This window comes from Arsenicicoccus sp. oral taxon 190, assembly GCF_001189535.1.
In the GTDB taxonomy this organism is placed as follows: domain Bacteria; phylum Actinomycetota; class Actinomycetes; order Actinomycetales; family Dermatophilaceae; genus Arsenicicoccus.
Map to the genome: position 1 here is coordinate 1,993,551 of NZ_CP012070.1, position 19,020 is coordinate 2,012,570.

The following is a 19,020-nucleotide window of genomic DNA, read 5'->3' on the forward strand; positions in this document are numbered from 1 at the left end:
GCGCGTGGAGGCGCCTCACGGCGTGTCGCCGCCGGTGGCTGACCGCGGCGGGCGGGGCTGCCCGTCGTGGTGCCGCGCCGCGGCGTCCACCAGCGGGGCGGTCCGGTGGCTGATCCGGGTGGCCAACGAGATCACCGTCGTGGTCCGGATCACCGACCCGCCCGCCACGACGTCGTCGATGACGCGCTGCAGGTCGGCGTTGTCCCGCCCCACCAGCCGGATCCAGATGTCGCCGCTGCCGGTGATCGTGTGCGCCTCGAGCACCTCGGGGATCGCCAGCAGGTGCTCCACGACGTGCTCGTGCCCGTGGTCCTGCCGGATCTCCAGCGTCGCGAACGCGATCACCGGGTAGCCCAGGGCCGCCGCATCCACCTGCGGCGCGAACGACCGGATCACGCCCCGCTCCTGCATCCGGTCGAGCCGGGCCTGGACGGTGCCCCGCGCCACGCCCAGCGCCCGCGACGCCCCGAGCACGCCGACGTGCGGGTCGGTCGTGAACGCGCGCAGGATCCGGCGGTCGAGGTCGTCGATGCTCATGGGACAGATTGTCCACCGGGGAGGGGGTAGGCGCCATACGGCACGGGCATTTTGCCCAGAGGGGCTGCACATGGTTGCCAGGTTGCCTGGCTCGCCTCACAGTTGGGCAGCATGACCGACACCACCCTTGACCTCACGCCGCAAGAGCGCGATGCCGATCTGGACCTCAACCAGCTCAAGCAGCTTGTCGGCCTCGTGGAGTACGACGAGGCGACCGACCCCTTCCCCGTCACCGGCTGGGATGCCATCGTCTTCGTCGTCGGCAACGCGACGCAGACCGCCCACTACTACGAGTCCGCCTGGGGCATGACGCTGGAGGCCTACTCCGGTCCGGAGAACGGCAACCGGGACCACAAGGCGTTCGTGCTGCGGTCCGGCTCGATCCGTTTCGTCGTCAAGGGCGCGGTCGACCCCGACAGCCCCCTGATCGAGCACCACGCCAAGCACGGTGACGGCGTCGTCGACATCGCCCTCGAGGTCCCCGACGTGGACCGCTGCGTGGCGCAGGCCAAGAAGATGGGCGCCACCGTCCTCGAGGAGCCGCAGGACGTCACCGACGAGCACGGCACGCTGCGCTTCGCCTCCATCGCGACGTATGGCGAGACCCGGCACACGCTCGTCGACCGCTCCCGCTACTCGGGGCCCTACTGGCCCGGCTACGTCACCCGGACCTCGACGCTGGTCCGGCGCGAGGGCTCCCCCAAGCGGCTCTTCCAGGCCCTGGACCACATCGTCGGCAACGTCGAGCTCGGCAAGATGGACGAGTGGGTGGCCTTCTACAACAAGGTCATGGGCTTCGTGAACATGGCGGAGTTCATCGGCGACGACATCGCCACCGACTACTCCGCCCTCATGTCCAAGGTCGTCGCCAACGGCAACCACCGGGTGAAGTTCCCCCTCAACGAGCCGGCGATCGCCAAGAAGCGCTCGCAGATCGACGAGTACCTCGACTTCTACCGCGGCCCCGGCGCCCAGCACCTCGCGCTGGCGACCAACGACATCATCCGCACCGTCGACGAGCTGCGCGCCAACGGCATCGAGTTCCTGGACACCCCGGACTCCTACTACGAGGACCCCGAGCTGCGGAAGCGCATCGGTGAGGTGCGGGTCCCGATCGAGGAGCTGCAGCAGCGCGGGATCCTCGTCGACCGCGACGAGGACGGCTACCTGCTGCAGATCTTCACCCGCCCGCTCGGTGACCGCCCGACCGTGTTCTTCGAGCTGATCGAGCGGCACGGGTCGCTGGGCTTCGGCAAGGGCAACTTCAAGGCCCTCTTCGTGGCCCTGGAGCGCGAGCAGGACATCCGCGGCAACCTCTGACCGCTGCCGTATGCCGTCCCCGGCCGCCGCCTCGACCCGAGGCGGCGGCCGGGACGTGTCGGCGGCTCTCCGCCGCGCCTCTTGCGTCCCGCCTCTCTCGTTGAGAGGCGACAGATCGGGGTTGTGGGGCGGGGATGAGCCCCGTTTGTCGCCTCTCAACGAGGGGATGGAGCGTCCTCGACCGCTGCCCCGGCGAACTGCGCCTGGTAGAGCCGCGCGTAGGCGCCCTCGGCGGTCAGCAGGTCGTCGTGCGAGCCCAGCTCGACGATGGACCCGTGCTCCATCACGACGATCACGTCGGCGTGGCGGATCGTGGACAGTCGGTGGGCGATCACGAAGCTCGTGCGGTCCCGACGCAGCCGGTCCATGGCTTCCTGGACGAGGGCCTCGGTGCGGGTGTCGACCGAGCTGGTCGCCTCGTCGAGGATCAGGATCTCGGGGTCGGACAGGAAGGCTCGCGCGATGGTCAGCAGCTGCCGCTGCCCGGAGGACAGCGAGGACCCGTCGTCGTCCAGGACCGTGTCGTAGCCGTCGGGCAGGGTGCGGATGAAGTGGTCCGCGTGGGCCGCGGTCGCGGCGGCCACCACCTGGTCCTCGGTGGGGTCCTGCGCGCCGTAGGCGATGTTGTCCCGGATCGTGCCGGTGAACAGCCAGGTGTCCTGCAGCACCACGCCGAAGGCGCCGCGCAGGGCGCCCCGCGGGAGGTCGCGGATGTCCGTGCCGTCCAAGGTGATCCGCCCCGCGTCCACGTCGTAGTAGCGCAGCAGGAGGTTGGTCAGCGTGGTCTTGCCGGCCCCGGTCGGGCCGACGATGGCGATGGTGCGGCCGGGCTCGGCGACGAGGTCGAGGTGCTCGATGAGCGGCTCGTCGGGGGAGTAGGAGAAGGAGACGTCCTCGAAGGCCACCCGTCCCCGCACGGCAGGGCGGTCTCGGCCGGTGGTGGGGTCGGGGACGGGGTCGGGGGTCTCCTCCGCGGCGTCCAGGAGCTGGTAGACCCGCTCGGCCGACGCCACTCCCGACTGCAGCAGGTTGGCCATGGCAGCGAGCTGCCCCAGGGGCTGGCTGAACTGGCGGGAGTACTGGATAAAGGCCTGCACCCCGCCGATGGACATCGCGCCGGAGGCGACCCGCAGCCCGCCGATCACCGCGACCAGCACGAAGTTGAGGTTGGACACGAACCACATGGCCGGCTGGATGATCCCGGACACGAACTGCGCCTTGAACGCCGCCTCGTAGAGCGCGTCGTTGTGGCGGGCGAAGGTCTCCTGCGAGGTGCGCTGCTGCCCGAAGACCTTGACCAGCAGCTGCCCGCTGTACATCTCCTCGACGTGGCCGTTGAGGCGCCCGGTGGCGGCCCACTGCTCGCGGAACTGCGGCTGGCTGCGGCGGGCGATGACCAGGGTGATGGCGGCCATCACCGGCACGCTCACGACCGCGATGACCGTCAGGAGCGGGGAGATCGTGAGCATCATGACGATCACGCCGAGGACCGTGAGCGCGGAGTTGAGCAGCTGGGTCATCGTCTGCTGCAGCGACTGGCCGACGTTGTCGACGTCGTTGGTCGCCTTGGAGAGGATGTCGCCGCGGGCCTCGGTGTCGAAGTAGCGCAGCGGGAGCCGCTCCAGCTTGGCCTCGACGTCGTGACGCATCCGGTGGACGGTGCGCTGGACCACCGTGGTGGTGAGCCAGACCTGCACCCAGGTGAAGAGCGAGGAGAGGGCGTAGAGCACGAGGGCCCACGCCAGCACGTGCGCCACCGCGGTGGTGTCGACCCCGCGGCCCGGCACCAGGTCCGGCATACCGGACAGGAGGTCCGCCAGGCGGCTGTCGCCGCGGGCGCGCAGGCCGGCCAGGACCTGGTCCCGGGTCAGCCCGGCGGGCAGCTGGTGACCGATCGCGCCGGAGAAGATGAGGTCGGTGGCCCGGCCCAGGATCTTGGGGCCGATGACCGAGAGCGCGATGCCGATCACGCCGAGGACGACGATCGCGCCGACGTGGGCGCGGTGGGAGGTCAGCTCGCGGACGAGCCGGCGGGCCGCGGCCCCGAAGTCCTCGGCCTTGGCGACCGGGGCGCCCATCGCCAGGCGGCCACCGCGCGGCCCGCCCGCCCGTGGGCCCCCGCCGGCGGCCGTGCTCTCGTCATGGACCCCGACCCGGCCCCGACCGGTGGACCCCGAGGTGGCCGTGCTCATGCCGCCTCCTCGGCGCTCAGCTGCGACAGCACGATCTCGCGGTAGGTCGGGCAGTCGGCCATGAGCTCGTGGTGTCGCCCGCGCCCGACGACGGCACCCTCGTCCAGCACGACGATCTCGTCCGCGTCGCGGATCGTGTTGACCCGCTGGGCGACGACCAGGACGGTGGCCTCCCGGGTGATCGGGCGCAGCGCCGCCCGCAGCGCGGCGTCCGTGGCGTAGTCGAGCGCCGAGAAGGAGTCGTCGAAGAGGTAGACGAGCGGCCGGCGGACCACGGCCCGGGCGATGGCCAGCCGCTGGCGCTGCCCGCCCGAGACGTTGGTGCCGCCCTGGGTGATGGGGGCGTCCAGACCCTCCGGCATGGCCTCGACGAAGTCGCGGGCCTGGGCGATCTCCAGCGCCTGCCACAGCTCGTCGTCGGTCGCGTCCGCGCGCCCGAGCCGCAGGTTGCTCGCGACCGTGCCGCTGAAGAGGTAGGGGCGCTGCGGCACCAGCCCGAAGCAGCGCCACAGCTCCTCGGGGTCGAGGTCGCGGACGTCGACGCCGTCCAAGGTGACCCGCCCGGCGGTGGCGTCGATGAGCCGGGGCACCAGGTTGAGGAGCGTGGTCTTGCCCGCGCCCGTCGAGCCGATGATGGCGGTGGTGCGGCCCGGCGTGGCCTCCAGCGTGATGCCGTGCAGCACCGGGTCGTCGGCCCCGGGGAACGTGAACGACACGTCGCTCAGCCCCACGACGCCACGGTGGTGCCCGCCGCGCACCGGCTCCAGCGGGGCCGCGATGGTCGGCTCGGTGTCGAGCACCTCGGTGATGCGCTCTGCGGACACCTGGGCCCGCGGCAGGATCATGAACATCATCGAGGCCATGAGCACGGACATCAGGATGTTCATGAGGTAGGTCATCATCGCGACGAGGTCACCGACCTGCATGTCACCGCTCGCGATCCGCAACCCCCCGAACCACACGATCGCCACGGTCGAGAGGTTCATGATCAGCATGATCAGCGGGAACATCGAGGTCATGAGCCGGCCCGCGGCCAGCGAGACGTCGCGCAGCTGGTCGTTGGCGACGCCGAAGCGCTCCTGCTCGGCGTGGTCCTTGACGAAGGCCCGGATCACGCGGACGCCGCTGATCTGCTCGCGCAGGATCTGGTTGACGGTGTCCACCTGCCCCTGCATCCGCCGGAAGAGCGGGTGCAGCCGCCAGATGATGAAGGCCAGGCAGGCCACCAGCACCGGGACGACGACGAGCAGCAGGCCGGACAGCGCCACGTCGTGCTGCAGCGCCAGGATCACCGAGCCCACGGCGGTGATCGGCGTCGACGCCACCATGACGAGGGTGAGGAAGACGAGCATCTGGATCTGCTGGACGTCGTTGGTGGTGCGGGTGATCAGGGTGGGGGCGCCGAACCTGCCGAGCTCCTCGGCCGCGAAGCGCTCCACGGTCTCGAAGATCTCGGCGCGCAGGTCGCGCCCGAACCGCATGGCGGTGCGGGCGCCGTAGTAGATGGCGACGACGTTGGCGACGATCTGGGCGAGCGTGACGAGCAGCATGATCGCGCCGACGCGCAGCACGTAGCCGGTGTCGCCCTTGGCGACGCCCTCGTCGATCACGTCGGCGTTGAGGGTGGGCAGGTAGAGGTTGGCCAGGACCTGCAGGGTCTGGAAGAGCAGGACCAGGGCGATCGGACCGCGGTGGCGCACCAGGTGTCGTCGAAGAATCGCTGAGAGCACGCCGCTACGCTACTGCCTGGCGCCGACATGCCCCACCGGGCGTCAGAGGCCCCCAGGCCGGCGTGCGAGGCTAGCCTCATGACCCAGCCTTCAGGGTGGTACGACGACCCCCAGGACCCCGCCTACCTCCGGTACTTCGACGGTGTGACGTGGACCGACCACCGGGCGCCGAAGCAGGCGTCGCAGGTCGCGCAGTCGCACATCGGCGAGGGGGCCCACGTGGAGGACTTCCGGCGCCCGGGTCAGCAGTCCCACCACGACGACCGGTCCGGCGGTCAGAGCCCGTATGTCGTCCCCACCGCCCGGCCAGGTGACGCCCCGCGAGACGGCACGGACCGGCCCGGGGGAGGGCCGAAGGGCCACCAGCAGCAGGGCTACCACCAGCACGGCTACCAGCAGCAGGGCTACCAGCAGCGGGGTTACCAGCACGGCTACCAGCCGCAGGGCTACGGCCCGGCGCCGGCCATGACCCCCGACGGGCACCGGCTCTCCGGGTGGTGGCGGCGTCTCGGGGCGCTGCTCATCGACGGCTTCCTGCTCAACCTGCTGCTGTCACCGCTCTACGTCCGGCTGCTCGGGCCGACGATCGACCGGTGGCAGGGCTGGTGGGACGAGGTCGGTGCCGCCGTCGACGCGGGCAGCTCGACGGTGCCCCCCGCCCCGCAGATCCCGCTCGGCATCCAGCTGCAGGTCGCCGCGGTCATGGTCCTGGCCTTCCTGATCTACGAGGTCTTCTGCCTGAGCCGGTGGGGCCGCACCCTCGGTCGGGTGGTCACCGGCATCAGCGTCCGGGCGCTCGAGTCGCCGACGCCGGCGCCGGTGGGGCGGCTCATGCTGCGCACGATCGTCAAGCGGGTGGGCGACCTCATCCCCTCCGTGCTGGGCATCGCCTTCACCCTGCTCGACGGGTTGTTCCCGCTGTGGGACCGGCCGATGCGCCAGGCGCTGCACGACAAGGCCGGGCGGACCTGCGTGGTGGTCGGCAAGCTTCCCCGGCGCGGTTGACCCGGTGCCCCACCCACCCTGCGACGTCCGGCCGCGTCGCGACGCCGACGTCCCCGAGCTCGCGCGGCTGCTGCTGGAGCAGCAGCCCACGTCCGGCTATCCCTACCGCAACCCGTTGCCCTTCCCGCCCGAGGATTTCGTCCGCCGCGGCGGGGAGCTGGCGTCCTTCGTCGCCGAGCGCGACGGCGAGCTGCTCGGCCACGTCGCGGTCACCCGCGCGCGGGAGCCGGAGCCCGGCCCCGCCGGCGACGTCGAGCGAGCCTGGGAGCGGGGCCACGGCCGGCCGTGGCCCGAGCTCGCGGTGATCGGGTCCTTCTTCACCACGCTCGCGGCCCGGGGGACCGGGGCGGGGCGGGCGCTGCACGACACGGCTGTCGCCGAGATCCGGAGGCAGGGCCTCCTGCCCTGCCTCGACGTGCTGCCCACCCACGAGCGGGCCTACGCCCTCTACCCCCGCCTCGGCTGGGTCGAGGTCGGGCGCGCCCGTCCGTCCTGGCTCGCGGCGCAGGCGCCGGACGAGGTCGCCATGGTCCTGCCTGCCTGAGCCCCGGGCCGCCGGCGGTGTCCCGCAGCGGTCCCCGCCCGTATGGCGAACCCGGACCCGCTCGTCAGGGCAGGCGTGGTGCCCCGACCAGCTCGACCCCGGCCGCCCGCAGCTCGTCCAGGGCCGCCGCCGTGGTCTCCGCGGCGACACCGGCCGTCAGCGACAGCAGCACGCGCGTGGCGAAACCGGCCCGCGCCGCGTCCAGCGCGGTCGCCCGCACGCAGTGGTCGGTCGCGATGCCCACGCAGTCCACCGCGTCGACGGAGCGCCCGCGCAGCCAGGAGGCCAACGACTCGCCGTCGTCGGACACGCCCTCGAAGCCCGAGTAGGCCGCCGCGGACCGCCCCTTGCGGAAGACCTCGTCGACCTGGCCCATCGCGGGCGCCAGGTCGGGGTGGAAGTCGGCGCCCTCGGACCCGGCGGCGCAGTGGACCGGCCAGGTGTCCACGTAGTCGGGCGTGGCCGACCAGTGGCTCCCCGGGTCGCCGTGCCAGTCGGCGGTGGCGACGATCTCGGCATACGTGTCGCCGTGGGTGGTCACCAGCTCGGCGACGTCCGCGGCGACGGCGGACCCGCCGGCGACGGCCAGCGACCCGCCCTCGCAGAAGTCCCGCTGGACGTCCACGACGACGAGGGCGCGACGCTCGCCGGTCATCGCTCGTCGTCCTGGTAGGAGGTGGGGATCGCCGGCTCGCCCCGGGACAGCCGCCGCGCGCGGGCGGGCAGCTCGGCGACGGACGCCTCGTGCCGCGCCCGGGCGGCCTCCAGCGACAGGTCGCCGACGATCTCGCCGCCGCGCACCAGCTGGACCAGCAGCTCGCGGTCGTTGTCGTCGCCCTCGGGGCGCTCGCCGATGCCGATCACCTCGGCCTCGGCGGCGCCGCGCTCGTCGAGGCGGCGCAGGGCGTACTTGCGGCCGCCGACCGAGGTCTTGGACGTCGACGCCTTGGCCACCGACACCCACTGCCCGTCGTCGTCCTTGCGGGCGACGAGCTTGTAGACGAGCCCGGCGGTCGGCGCGCCGGACCCGGTGACCAGCGACGTCCCGACGCCGTAGCCGTCGACGGGGGCGGCGGCGAGCGCGGCGATGGCGTACTCGTCCAGGTCCGAGGTCACGGTGATGCGGGTCGAGGTGGCACCGAGCTCGTCGAGCTGCTGGCGCACCTCGCGGGCCTGGGCGACGAGGTCGCCGGAGTCGAGGCGCACGCCCCCGAGCCGGGGCCCGGCCAGGCGCACCGCTTCCGCCACCGCGGCCCGCACGTCGTAGGTGTCGACCAGCAGCGTGGTGTCCGTCCCGAGCGACGCCAGCTGCGCCTCGAACGCCGCCGACTCCGAGTCGTGCAGCAGCGTGAAGGAGTGGGCGCTGGTCCCGGCCGTCGGCACGCCGTAGCGCCGCCCGGCCTCCAGGTTGGAGGTCTTGCCGAAGCCGACGATGTAGGCCGCACGGGCCGCCGCCACCGCCGCCTCCTCGTGGGTGCGCCGCGAGCCCATCTCGATGAGCGGGCGCTCCTCGGCGGCGGTGACCATGCGCGATCCGGCACCGGCGATGGCGCTGTCGTGGTTGAGGATCGACAGGATCAGCGTCTCGAGGATGCACGCCTCGGCGAAGGTGCCCTCGACGATCAGCAGCGGCGACCCCGGGAAGTAGACCTCGCCCTCCGCGTATCCCCAGACGTCGCCCGTGAACCGGTAGTCGGCCAGGTAGCCCAGGGTGGCGTCGTCCACGACGTGGTGGGTGCGCAGGAAGTCCAGCGTGGCCTCGCCGAAGCGGAAGTCGCGGATCGCCTCGACCACGCGGCCGGTCCCCGCGACCACGCCGTAGCGGCGACCGTCGGGCAGCCGCCGCGCGAACACCTCGAAGACGCAGTCGCGGTGGGCGGCGCCGCTGCGCAGCGCAGCCTGCAGCATCGTCAGCTCGTAGTGATCGGTGAGGAGGGCCGTGCTGGCCACGTCGCTAGTCACGAGGGGCACTCTAGCCGCCGGTCCGCACGGGCGCGGGCGAGCGGGCGAGCGGCCGGACCCCAGCAGAGCGCGAGGCCGTATGCCGGGAGAGGCCGTATGCCGGGAACGGTGTCACCGGCATACGGCCTCGCAGGGTGGGCGCGGCGCGCGCTAGGGGTGGGTCACTGCACGGCCACGTCGTCGATGACGAAGCTCGTCTGCAGGTTGGCGTCCTCGCTGGAGGCGAAGCGCAGCGTCACGGTCTGGCCCGCCCACCGGGACAGGTCGACGCTCTGCTGGACGTAGCCGTTGGTGCGCGACCGGTTGCTGTAGCTGGCGACGGTGGTGCCGCCGACGCTGACGGTGGCCCGGTCGTAGGCCGTGCAGGGGTCGGTCTCGGAGGTGTCGATGGCGATCCAGTAGGTGAGCCGGCCGTTGCTGGGGACGGTCATCGTCTGCTGGGCGAACTCGTCGGCGGCGAAGCCGTTGCCGCCGAGCCAGAGCTTCCAGCTGCCCGTGTGCGCGGGCCGGGAGGTGCGGTCGGTGATCGGACCGGTGCTGGTGCTCCAGCCGGTGCTGCCGGACTCGAAGCCGCCGTTGACGACGGCGTTGCCCGGGGTGGGCGTCGGGGTCGGGGTCGGGGTGGTGCCGCCGAAGCCGTTGACGAAGAGCAGCCGGTTGGGCGAGCCGCGCAGGCTGCCGCTGTCCAGCGCGCCCTTGGTCGAGGTGCTGATGATCGCCTGCTCGGCCATCGCCTGGGTCGCGGACGGGTTGGCCTGGGCGTACATCGCGAGGGCGCCGACGACGTGCGGCGTGGCCATGGAGGTCCCGGAGATGGTCGCGCTGGCGGTGCTGCTGCCGGTCCACGCGGAGGTGATGGCCTGGCCGGGGGCGACGACGTCGACGCAGCCACCGGCGTTGGTGAAGCTGGTCTGCTGGTCGTTGCTGTTGCTGGCACCCACGGTGATCGCGACGGGCTCGCGCCCCGGCGACCAGTCGTAGCAGCTCCCGCCGTCGTTGCCGGAGGCCACCGCCGTGAGCACGCCGGACTGGGCGAGACACCGGACCGCGTAGTCGAGGCTGGCGTTGGCGGGCCCCCGCAGGCTCATGTTGGCGACGGCGGGCTTCGTGGCGTTGCTGATCACCCAGTCGATGCCGTCCTCGATGCTGGAGCCGACCGAGTTGCCGTCGCAGCCGAGAGCGCGGACCGGGACGACCACGGCGCCCTTGGCGACGCCCCAGGTGCGGCCGGCGATGGTGCCCGCCACGTGGGTGCCGTGGCCGTTGCAGTCGTTGGCGCTGCCGCCGAGGGGGGAGTAGCCGGACTCGATCCGCCCGCTGAACTCCGTGTGGCCGAGGTTGATGCCGCTGTCGATGACGTAGGCGTGGACGCCCTGCCCGGTGAGCAGCGGCGAGTAGGAGTTGGACAGCGGCAGCGAGCGTTGGTCGACCCGGTCCAGGCCCCAGGTCTCGGTGGCGGAGGCCCGGGCCGGCTCGGAGACGAAGAGCACCTCGGGGTCCTTGCGGACCGCGGCGAGCGAGGCGGTGTCGAAGCTCGCGGTGTAGGCGCCGAGCGCGGTGAGGGCCTTGACGCGACCGGCGCCGGAGCCGCGGCCCCGCTCGGCGGCAGCGGTCGTGCGGGCGGCGACCGCTGCCCGGCCGTCGGCCGTGGTGCGCACGGCCGAGGGGTGGTCCTTGAGCACGACGACGTAGTCGCGCGGGGTGTCGCCGGCGGGTGCCGCGGTGGCGGGGGCCCGGTTGCCGGTGAGGTAGAGGGGGGCGAGCGGGTCGGTGGCGGTGCCGGTCGCGGCCTGGGCCGTGCCGAGCGACCCGAGGCAGAGGGCGACGGCGGCGGGCGCGACCAGCCGGAGGGGATGACGCAGGACGACTCCTATCAGCCCCGACGGGGCCGAGGTGAGGGGGGACGGAGCGAGCGGCTGCCGTGAGCGGTGGCAGCGGGTCTTGCTCAAGTGGTTGTAGGGCACCTGGACGGTTGGTGCCAATGGGTGACAAGGGGGTGACACGATTCTTCATCCGTATGCCGCGCCCTGCCGCGCCCTTCACCCGAGGCTGGCCGCCGCGACGCGGTCCTGGGGTGGCGGCCCGCCGACGCACCGCCTACCGTTCGGTGCACGTGTGACCCCGATCACCGTGGCCCGCCAGGGCCGCGCCCACCACCGTCGATGGGAGTGCCATGACCGTCTACCCGCAGCCCGGCAGCAGCGAGTCGCCGATCGAGATCAAGGAGCGCTACGGCCACTGGATCGGGGGTGCCTGGGTCGACCCGGTCAAGGGCGACTACTTCGACAACCCGACGCCGGTGACCGGCCAGGTCTTCACCCGCGTGGCGCGGGGCACGGCCGAGGACATCGACGCCGCCCTGGACGCGGCGCACAAGGCCGCCCCCGCGTGGGGCCGGACCGCCGCTGCCGACCGCGCCAACGTCCTGCTCAAGATCGCCGACCGCATGGAGGAGCACCTCGAGGAGATCGCGGTCATCGAGACCTGGGACAACGGCAAGGCGGTCCGCGAGACCCTCAACGCCGACATCCCCCTGGCGATCGACCACTTCCGCTACTTCGCCGGCGCGCTGCGGGCGCAGGAGGGCGGCATCTCCCAGATCGACGAGACGACGGTCGCCTACCACTTCCACGAGCCGCTCGGCGTGGTCGGGCAGATCATCCCGTGGAACTTCCCGATCCTCATGGCGGTCTGGAAGCTCGCGCCGGCGCTCGCGGCAGGCAACGCCGTCGTCCTCAAGCCCGCCGAGCAGACGCCGTGGTCTATCCTCAAGCTCGTCGAGATCATCGGCGACCTGATCCCCGAGGGCGTCGTCAACATCGTCAACGGCTTCGGCGTCGAGGCGGGCAAGCCGCTGGCCTCGTCCCCCCGGATCGCCAAGATCGCGTTCACGGGCGAGACCACCACCGGGCGCCTGATCATGCAGTACGCCAGCCAGAACATCATCCCGGTGACGCTCGAGCTCGGCGGCAAGAGCCCCAACATCTTCTTCGAGGACGTCGCCGAGACCAAGGACGCGTTCTACGACAAGGCCCTCGAGGGCTTCGCGATGTTCGCGCTCAACCAGGGCGAGGTCTGCACCTGCCCCTCGCGCGCCCTGGTGCAGCGCTCGATCTACGACGGCTTCGTCGCCGACGGCATCAAGCGCGTCGAGGCGATCGTCCAGGCCAACCCGCTCGACACCGACACGATGATGGGCGCGCAGGCGTCCAACGACCAGTTCGAGAAGATCATGAGCTACCTCGCCATCGGGCGCGAGGAGGGCGCCAAGGTCCTCACCGGCGGCGACAAGGCCGAGCTGGAGGGCGACCTCGCGGGCGGGTTCTACATCCAGCCCACGATCTTCGAGGGGCGCAACGACATGCGGATCTTCCAGGAGGAGATCTTCGGCCCCGTCGTGGCGCTGACCTCCTTCGAGGACGACGCGGAGGCGCTCGCGACCGCCAACGACACGCTCTACGGCCTCGGCGCGGGCGTGTGGACCCGGCACATGCACCGCGCCTACACGATGGGCCGCGCGATCCAGGCGGGCCGCGTGTGGACCAACTGTTACCACCACTACCCGGCGCACGCCGCGTTCGGTGGCTACAAGCAGTCGGGCATCGGGCGCGAGAACCACAAGATGATGCTCGACCACTACCAGCAGACCAAGAACCTCCTGGTCTCCTACAGCCCCGACAAGCTCGGGTTCTTCTAGGCCATGAGCGAGCACCAGCCTGCGGAGCCGGTCACCCCCGAGGTGTGCCCGGCTCCGCAGGACCGCTCGTATGCCGAGCTCCCGCAGCCCGGCCCCTCCCGGGTCGGGCTGACCGAGGCTGCGGCGGACCTGCTGCGTCGCCTCGTGGACCGCCACGGGCCCGTCATGTTCCACCAGTCCGGCGGCTGCTGCGACGGGTCGGCGCCGATGTGCTACCCCCAGGGCGAGTTCCTGACGGGAGACGCCGACGTGCTGCTGGGACGGCTCGAGGCGGCCGGGCTCCCCGGCATACCGGTCTGGATCTCGCGGGCGCAGCACGCGGCGTGGGCGCACACCCACCTGACCATCGACGCGGTGCCCGGGAGAGGTGCGGGCTTCTCGCTGGAGGCCCCGGAGGGGTTGCGCTTCCTGACGCGCTCGCGGCTGCTGACCGAGCAGGAGCGGGCGACGCCGTTGCCCTGACGCGCTCGATAGAGTGGCTGGCATGTCCGTCGCACCCGTGGAGCTGGACCAGCCGCAGTCCGACGCGCTGGTCAGCCTGGACGTGCCCTGGGTGACCCTCGTCTGGAACGACCCGGTCAACCTCATGTCCTACGTGACCTACGTCTTCCAGGAGTACTTCGGCTACGACCAGGCCAAGGCCGAGCGGCTGATGATGGACGTCCACGTCAAGGGGCGCGCCGCCGTCAGCAAAGGCAGCCGCGACGAGATGGAGCGCGACACCGAGGCGCTGCAGGGCTACGGCCTGTGGGCGACCTACCAGAAGGACGAGTAGATGGCGCAGGCCTTCCGGCGGCACGGCGACGCGGTCGTCGGTCACCTCGACGAGGACGAGCGGGACCTGGTCGCGAGCCTGCTGACGCAGGTGGCGGGCCTCATCCGGGGCATGGGCCCGGAGATGCCGGAGGTCACCGGCGACCCGCTGGCCGACGCGATGGCGGGCCTCGGCCAGGCGCCGCGGCAGCAGGTCGACCCGGCGGTGCGGCGGCTCTTCCCGGACGCCCGCCGCGACGAGGGGGAGCAGGCGCAGGCCGAGGGCGCGGAGTTCCGGCGGCTCACCGAGATGGGGCTGCGGCAGCGCAAGGTGGCCACCCTCGAGGCGGCCGCGGGCCTGCTGCAGCACGCGACCGACCCGCAGGTCGTCACCCTCACCACCACCCAGGCCGGGCAGCTGACGGTAGCGCTCACCGACGTGCGGCTCGTGCTGGGGGAGCGGCTCGGGCTGCGCACCGACGAGGACGCCGACGCCCTGGAGGACCTCGTCGAGGCGTACGGCGAGGACCACCCCACCGTGCAGACCGCCGCGCTCTACGACTTCCTGACCTGGTTGCAGGAGACCCTCGCGTCGACCCTGGTCCGCTGAGGAGCGGCTGAGTGCGGCAGCTGAGCGCGTCGGCTGAGCGGAGGGGCTGAGCGCGGCAGCTGAGCGGAGCGGCCCGGTCCACGTCACGATTCGGCCGCAGGGGTGGCAGCCTGGGCGGCAGTCGTTGTCCTGCATGACCATGCATGGCAAGGTTCACTCACCGGACATCCCAGGAGGTCAGCCGTGCCCATCCGCCCCAGCCGCCCCACCGTCGTCGCCACCGCGCTCGCCGTCACCGCAGCCCTGTCCCTCGCCGCCTGCGGCTCGGACTCGCTCGACTCCGGTGGCAGCAAGACCTCCGGCGGGGGCGGGTCCGCCTCCGCCGCGCCCAGCCAGACCGCCGACCAGGCCCTGGCCGCCAAGGTGCCGGCCAAGATCAAGTCGGCGGGCGTGCTCAAGGTCGGCTCGGACGCGTCCTACGCGCCCAACGAGTTCACCGGCGAGGACGGCAAGACCGTCACCGGCATGGACGTCGACCTCTTCACCGCCGCCGCGCAGAAGCTCGGCCTCAAGGCGGAGTTCCAGAACGCCGAGTTCCCCTCGATCATCCTCGGCGTCACCTCCGGCAAGTTCGACGTCGGCGTCTCGTCCTTCACCATCAACGACGACCGCAAGAAGAAGGTCAACATGGTGCAGTACTTCAACGCCGGCACCCTGTGGGCGGTGAAGAAGGGCAACCCCAAGCAGGTCGACCCGGCCAAGGCGTGCGGGCTCAAGGTCGGTGTCCAGAAGGGCACCGTCCAGATCGACGACCTCACCGCCCGCTCCAAGAAGTGCACCGACGGCGGCCAGCCCGCCATCACCCAGGTCGTCGAGACCGAGCAGTCCAAGGTCACCGCCGACCTGGTCTCGGGCAAGGTCGACGCGATGGCCGCCGACTCGCCCGTCACCAACTACGCCGTCAAGCAGACCGGCGGCCAGCTGGAGAAGATCGGGGAGATGTACGACTCCGCCCCCTACGGCATCGTCGTGCCGAAGGACCAGCAGGACTTCGCCAAGGCGATCGGTGAGGCCTTCGCGTCGCTCGAGAAGTCCGGGGACTACAAGAAGATCCTCGAGAAGTGGAACAACACCGACGGCGCCGTCACCGAGTTCCCGGTCAACCCCTGACCATGGCTGAGTCGGTCACGCAGCAGCACCCCGACCGCGACGACCGGCCGGGCGCCATCGACGCCCGGCCGGTGCGCCACCCCTGGCGGTGGGTCGCGGTCGCCGTCATCGCGGTCATCTTCGCCATGATGATCAGCTCGTTCCTCACCAACCCCCGGTGGGACCTCGGCTACATGCTCCGGGTGATGAACTACAAGCCGGTCCTCAACGGCCTGCTCATGGGCACCATCCTCGGCACCATCGGGGCGATGATCCTCGGCGTCACCCTGGGTGTCGTCCTCGCGGTCATGCGACTGTCCAGCAACCCGGTGCTGACCTTCACGGCGGCGCTCTACACGTGGTTCTTCCGCTCGATCCCGCGGCTGGTGCTCCTGGTCATGCTGGGCACGGGCATCGGCTACCTCTACCCCAACCTGTCGCTCGGCGTGCCCTTCGGGGAGCAGCTGGCCAAGCTGCTCGGGCTGGGGACGGACCTGACGGTCGCCCACATCGACATCAACGCCTTCTCGTCCACGCTCTGGGCCGGTGTGATCGGCCTCGGCCTGTCCGAGGCCGCCTACATGGCCGAGATCGCGCGCGCCGGGATCCTCTCCGTCGACCAGGGTCAGACCGAGGCCGCGCAGGCCCTGGGCATGCCCGCCGGCACGACCATGCGTCGCGTGGTGCTGCCGCAGGCGATGCGGGTGATCGTGCCGCCCACCGGCAACGAGACCCTCGCGATGGTCAAGGACACCTCGCTGCTGTCGGCCGTGCCGATCAGCGCCGAGCTGTTCTACCAGACCCAGGTCATCGGCCAGCGGACCCTGCAGATCATGCCGACGATGATGGCGGCCGTGTGCTGGTACCTCGTCGTCTGCTCGATCCTCATGGTCGGCCAGCTCTACCTGGAGCGCTACTTCGGTCGGGGCTTCGGCACCCGCTCCAGCAAGAAGGACCAGCAGGTCAAGCGCCTGCTGGGGACCACGGGGAGCCACTGATGAGCAGTCGTATGCCGGAGCCCGCCGCCACCGGGCCTGACGGCGGCGCGCGAGACGGCGCTGCGCGAGACGGCGGGCGGGGCGGCATACCGCTCGTGCACGCGGTCAACGTGCACAAGGCGTTCCACGGCAACGAGGTGCTCAAGGGCGTCGACATGGACGTCCGCGAGGGGCAGGTCGTGTGCCTGCTGGGCCCGTCGGGGTCCGGCAAGACGACCTTCCTGCGCTGCATCAACCAGCTGGAGTCGATCGACGGCGGCCGGATCTGGGTCGATGGGGAGCTCATGGGCTACCGGCAGGTCGGCGACCGGCTGCACCACCTGACCGACAAGCAGGTCGCGGCGCAGCGGCGCGAGATCGGGATGGTCTTCCAGCGGTTCAACCTCTTCCCGCACATGACGGTGCTGGACAACGTCATCGAGGCCCCGGTCCAGGTCAAGCGGGAGAAGAAGGCGGCGGCCAAGGAGCGCGCGCTGCACCTGCTCGACCGGGTGGGGCTGGCCGACAAGGCCGCGGCCTACCCCGGTCAGCTGTCCGGCGGTCAGCAGCAGCGGGTCGCGATCGCGCGGGCGCTGGCGATGCAGCCCAAGCTGATGCTCTTCGACGAGCCGACCTCGGCGCTGGACCCCGAGCTGGTGGGGGAGGTGCTGCAGGTGATGCGGGAGCTGGCCGCCACGGGCATGACGATGATCGTCGTCACGCACGAGATGGCCTTCGCCCGGGACGTCGCCGACCACATCGTCTTCATGGACGCCGGCGTGGTCGTCGAGCAGGGCCCGCCGCGGGAGGTCATCGGCAACCCGCAGCACGAGCGGACCCAGGCCTTCCTGTCCCGGATGCGGGCGGACGCGCACGACTCCTGACCTGCGGCGACGCGCCGGACCGGTGAGTAGGACATCCGGGTGAAAACACACCTCGACACACCTTGAGTAACCAATTCGTTACTTAGGGTGTGCGAGCCTGCATCCTCGCGGGCCCTGCCCGAGAGGTATCACCGTGGTGCTCCGTTCCGCGCGGCCGGCGTCCCCCTGCCCGGCCACGCCCACCCTCCCTGCCGCGCTGTCGCGGCTCCTGCTGGTGCTGGCCGTGGTCGCCGGCGCCCTGCTCGCCGCCGTGCCCGTGGGCCTGTCGCCGGTCCGGCCGCCCGCCGCCGCGGCCGCCGGCACCGGCGACGACTACCCGACGGCGCTGCGGACCCCGGCCCGCGACGCGGTCGTCGACCCGTGGCTGTTCTACAACCGCGAGTGCACCTCCTTCACCGCCTGGCGGCTCAACCAGCAGCTCGGCACCCCGGCGGCCCCCTACGCCTTCAGCAACACCATGCGGGGACCCAACGGGACCAGCGTGCACTTCGGCAACGCGGGGGCCTGGCGCGACGCGGCGGTCGCGGGCGGCTGGCGCGTCGACCAGGTGCCGGCCGTGGGAGCGGTCGCGTGGTTCGCCGCCTACTCGCCCGGCGCCGGGCGCTTCGGGCACGTCGCGATCGTGACGGCGATCGCCCCGGACGGGACCGTGTCCATCGAGGAGTACAACGTGGCCGCGCCGGGCGTCTACGGCACGCGCACCGGGATCCGGCCCTCGGGTTACCTGCACATCGCCGACACCCCGCCCGGCCTGGTCGCGGGCCCCGCCACGGCGACCTCGACGCCGCTGGCGGCAGGCTGGTCGGACGCCCCGACCGTGGGCCGGCCGACGACCGTCCGGGTCCGGCTGAGCAACGCGACCGACGGTCGTCTCGACCTGAGCCAGGTGTCGCTGCGGCTCCTCGGCGCGGGGCTCGACACGACCGCGACCTGCCAGCGGGCGGCGGTCTCGCTGCCGCCGGCGGGGTCGCTGGACTGCGTCGTCACGGCCACCCCGGCCGCCACGGGCACGCTGCGGGTCACCCCCGGGTGGGTCGGCAGAGACGGCACCGCCTACCCCGGGGCGCTGGCACCGAGCTCCGTCGAGGTCGGGGCGCCGGTCTTCGCCGACCTGCCCGCGACGGGTGCCGCGCCGACCCAGGCCGCCTGGAGCCTCGCCCGTCGCGTCCTGCCGCCGGTGACCGACGGCAGCTTCGCCCCGGACGCCGTCGTCAGCCGCCAGCAGCTGGCTCGCGCGCTCTACGTCACCGCGGGGTCGCCCGCGGCCCCGGTGCGCCCCTGCGGGGTGGCGCCGGCGCGGAGCGGCCGCGTGCTGTCCGACCGGGCGATCGCCTGGGCGACCTGCGCCGGGGTGCTGCCCCCGGCCGCCGCCCGGACCCCCGCCGCCACCGCCAACCGGGGCGAGCTCGCGGGCGCGCTCTACGTCATGGCCGGACGCCCGGCTGCCACCACGGCGAGCTCGCCCACGTCCCCGCCCGCCCCGACCATCACCGACGTCGCGGCCTCCGACCTGCGCGCCGCGGCCATCCGGTGGGCCGTCGCGACCGGGCGACTCACCGCGACCGGCGGCCTCGCCGCGCCCGACGCCCCGGTGCGCCGGCTGCCCCTCGCGGCCGCCGCGTACGTCCAGGCGGGCGGCCGCTGAGGCGATCGGGCGGGGGCCGCTGAGGGGATCGGGCGGGGGGCCGCCGAGGCGACCGGTCGCGGGCCGGGCGCGGCG

17 protein-coding genes are annotated in these 19,020 nt (G+C 72.2%); 11 read left to right on the forward strand and 6 right to left on the reverse strand.

Annotation, left to right across the window (positions count from 1 at the left end; translation table 11 throughout):
* Window positions 1–15 precede the first annotated feature (15 nt).
* Entirely contained in the window at window positions 16–537 is a 522-nt protein-coding gene (locus ADJ73_RS09310; protein WP_050348048.1) for an Lrp/AsnC family transcriptional regulator, read from the reverse strand.
* Between the two features lie 111 nt (window positions 538–648).
* On the opposite strand from ADJ73_RS09310, the gene hppD reads away from it, so the two are divergent.
* Window positions 649–1,857, forward strand: a complete 1,209-nt coding sequence (gene hppD / locus ADJ73_RS09315) for a 4-hydroxyphenylpyruvate dioxygenase (protein WP_050348049.1) — start codon at window positions 649–651, stop codon at window positions 1,855–1,857.
* Window positions 1,858–2,012: 155 nt separating this feature from the next.
* Here the strand turns inward: hppD and ADJ73_RS09320 are convergent, their stop codons facing one another.
* Window positions 2,013–4,049, reverse strand: coding sequence for an ABC transporter ATP-binding protein (locus ADJ73_RS09320; protein WP_082176874.1), 2,037 nt, complete (start codon window positions 4,047–4,049; stop codon window positions 2,013–2,015).
* A complete protein-coding gene (locus tag ADJ73_RS09325; RefSeq protein ID WP_050348050.1) occupies window positions 4,046–5,779 on the reverse strand; it encodes an ABC transporter ATP-binding protein in 1,734 nt (577 codons plus the stop codon). The genes ADJ73_RS09320 and ADJ73_RS09325 overlap by 4 nt, the downstream gene beginning before the upstream one ends.
* Before the next feature lie 78 nt (window positions 5,780–5,857).
* Here ADJ73_RS09325 and ADJ73_RS09330 point away from each other — a divergent pair, with 78 nt between their 5' ends.
* Both ADJ73_RS09330 and ADJ73_RS09335 read left to right on the forward strand, forming a co-directional pair.
* On the forward strand, window positions 5,858–6,784 hold the full coding sequence (locus tag ADJ73_RS09330; protein ID WP_050348051.1) for an RDD family protein: 927 nt from the start codon (window positions 5,858–5,860) through the stop codon (window positions 6,782–6,784).
* 4 nt (window positions 6,785–6,788) lie between these two features.
* On the forward strand, window positions 6,789–7,328 hold the full coding sequence (locus tag ADJ73_RS09335; protein ID WP_050348052.1) for a GNAT family N-acetyltransferase: 540 nt from the start codon (window positions 6,789–6,791) through the stop codon (window positions 7,326–7,328).
* 64 nt (window positions 7,329–7,392) lie between these two features.
* Here the strand turns inward: ADJ73_RS09335 and ADJ73_RS09340 are convergent, their stop codons facing one another.
* The 3 genes from ADJ73_RS09340 to ADJ73_RS09350 form a co-directional block, all read right to left on the reverse strand.
* On the reverse strand, window positions 7,393–7,983 hold the full coding sequence (locus tag ADJ73_RS09340; RefSeq protein WP_050348053.1) for an isochorismatase family protein: 591 nt from the start codon (window positions 7,981–7,983) through the stop codon (window positions 7,393–7,395).
* Window positions 7,980–9,236, reverse strand: coding sequence for a nicotinate phosphoribosyltransferase (locus ADJ73_RS09345; protein WP_253272718.1), 1,257 nt, complete (start codon window positions 9,234–9,236; stop codon window positions 7,980–7,982). The genes ADJ73_RS09340 and ADJ73_RS09345 overlap by 4 nt, the downstream gene beginning before the upstream one ends.
* A 215-nt stretch (window positions 9,237–9,451) precedes the next feature.
* Window positions 9,452–11,254 carry a S8 family serine peptidase gene (locus tag ADJ73_RS09350; protein WP_216593621.1) on the reverse strand — a complete coding sequence of 601 codons (1,803 nt, stop codon included), beginning with the start codon at window positions 11,252–11,254 and terminating at the stop codon, window positions 9,452–9,454.
* A 209-nt stretch (window positions 11,255–11,463) separates the two neighbouring features.
* On the opposite strand from ADJ73_RS09350, the gene exaC reads away from it, so the two are divergent.
* The 8 genes from exaC to ADJ73_RS09390 all read left to right on the forward strand — a co-directional run bounded on the left by exaC (window position 11,464) and on the right by ADJ73_RS09390 (window position 18,945).
* A complete protein-coding gene (gene exaC / locus ADJ73_RS09355; RefSeq protein WP_050348055.1) occupies window positions 11,464–12,987 on the forward strand; it encodes an acetaldehyde dehydrogenase ExaC in 1,524 nt (507 codons plus the stop codon).
* Between the two features lie 3 nt (window positions 12,988–12,990).
* Window positions 12,991–13,449, forward strand: coding sequence for a DUF779 domain-containing protein (locus ADJ73_RS09360; RefSeq protein WP_082176877.1), 459 nt, complete (start codon window positions 12,991–12,993; stop codon window positions 13,447–13,449).
* 22 nt (window positions 13,450–13,471) lie between these two features.
* Complete coding sequence (gene clpS, locus ADJ73_RS09365; protein WP_050348056.1) at window positions 13,472–13,762, forward strand: ATP-dependent Clp protease adapter ClpS; 291 nt, start codon at window positions 13,472–13,474, stop codon at window positions 13,760–13,762.
* Window positions 13,763–14,350 carry a DUF2017 family protein gene (locus ADJ73_RS09370; protein ID WP_050348057.1) on the forward strand — a complete coding sequence of 196 codons (588 nt, stop codon included), beginning with the start codon at window positions 13,763–13,765 and terminating at the stop codon, window positions 14,348–14,350.
* A gap of 183 nt (window positions 14,351–14,533) precedes the next feature.
* Window positions 14,534–15,460 (forward strand): ABC transporter substrate-binding protein, encoded by a 927-nt coding sequence (locus tag ADJ73_RS09375; protein WP_253272529.1) that lies wholly within the window; start codon window positions 14,534–14,536, stop codon window positions 15,458–15,460.
* A gap of 2 nt (window positions 15,461–15,462) precedes the next feature.
* Window positions 15,463–16,437, forward strand: coding sequence for an amino acid ABC transporter permease (locus ADJ73_RS09380; RefSeq protein ID WP_050348058.1), 975 nt, complete (start codon window positions 15,463–15,465; stop codon window positions 16,435–16,437).
* Window positions 16,438–16,448: 11 nt separating this feature from the next.
* Window positions 16,449–17,300, forward strand: a complete 852-nt coding sequence (locus ADJ73_RS09385; RefSeq protein ID WP_082176878.1) for an amino acid ABC transporter ATP-binding protein — start codon at window positions 16,449–16,451, stop codon at window positions 17,298–17,300.
* 133 nt (window positions 17,301–17,433) lie between these two features.
* Window positions 17,434–18,945, forward strand: coding sequence for a CHAP domain-containing protein (locus ADJ73_RS09390; protein ID WP_050348059.1), 1,512 nt, complete (start codon window positions 17,434–17,436; stop codon window positions 18,943–18,945).
* Window positions 18,946–19,020: the final 75 nt, after the last annotated feature.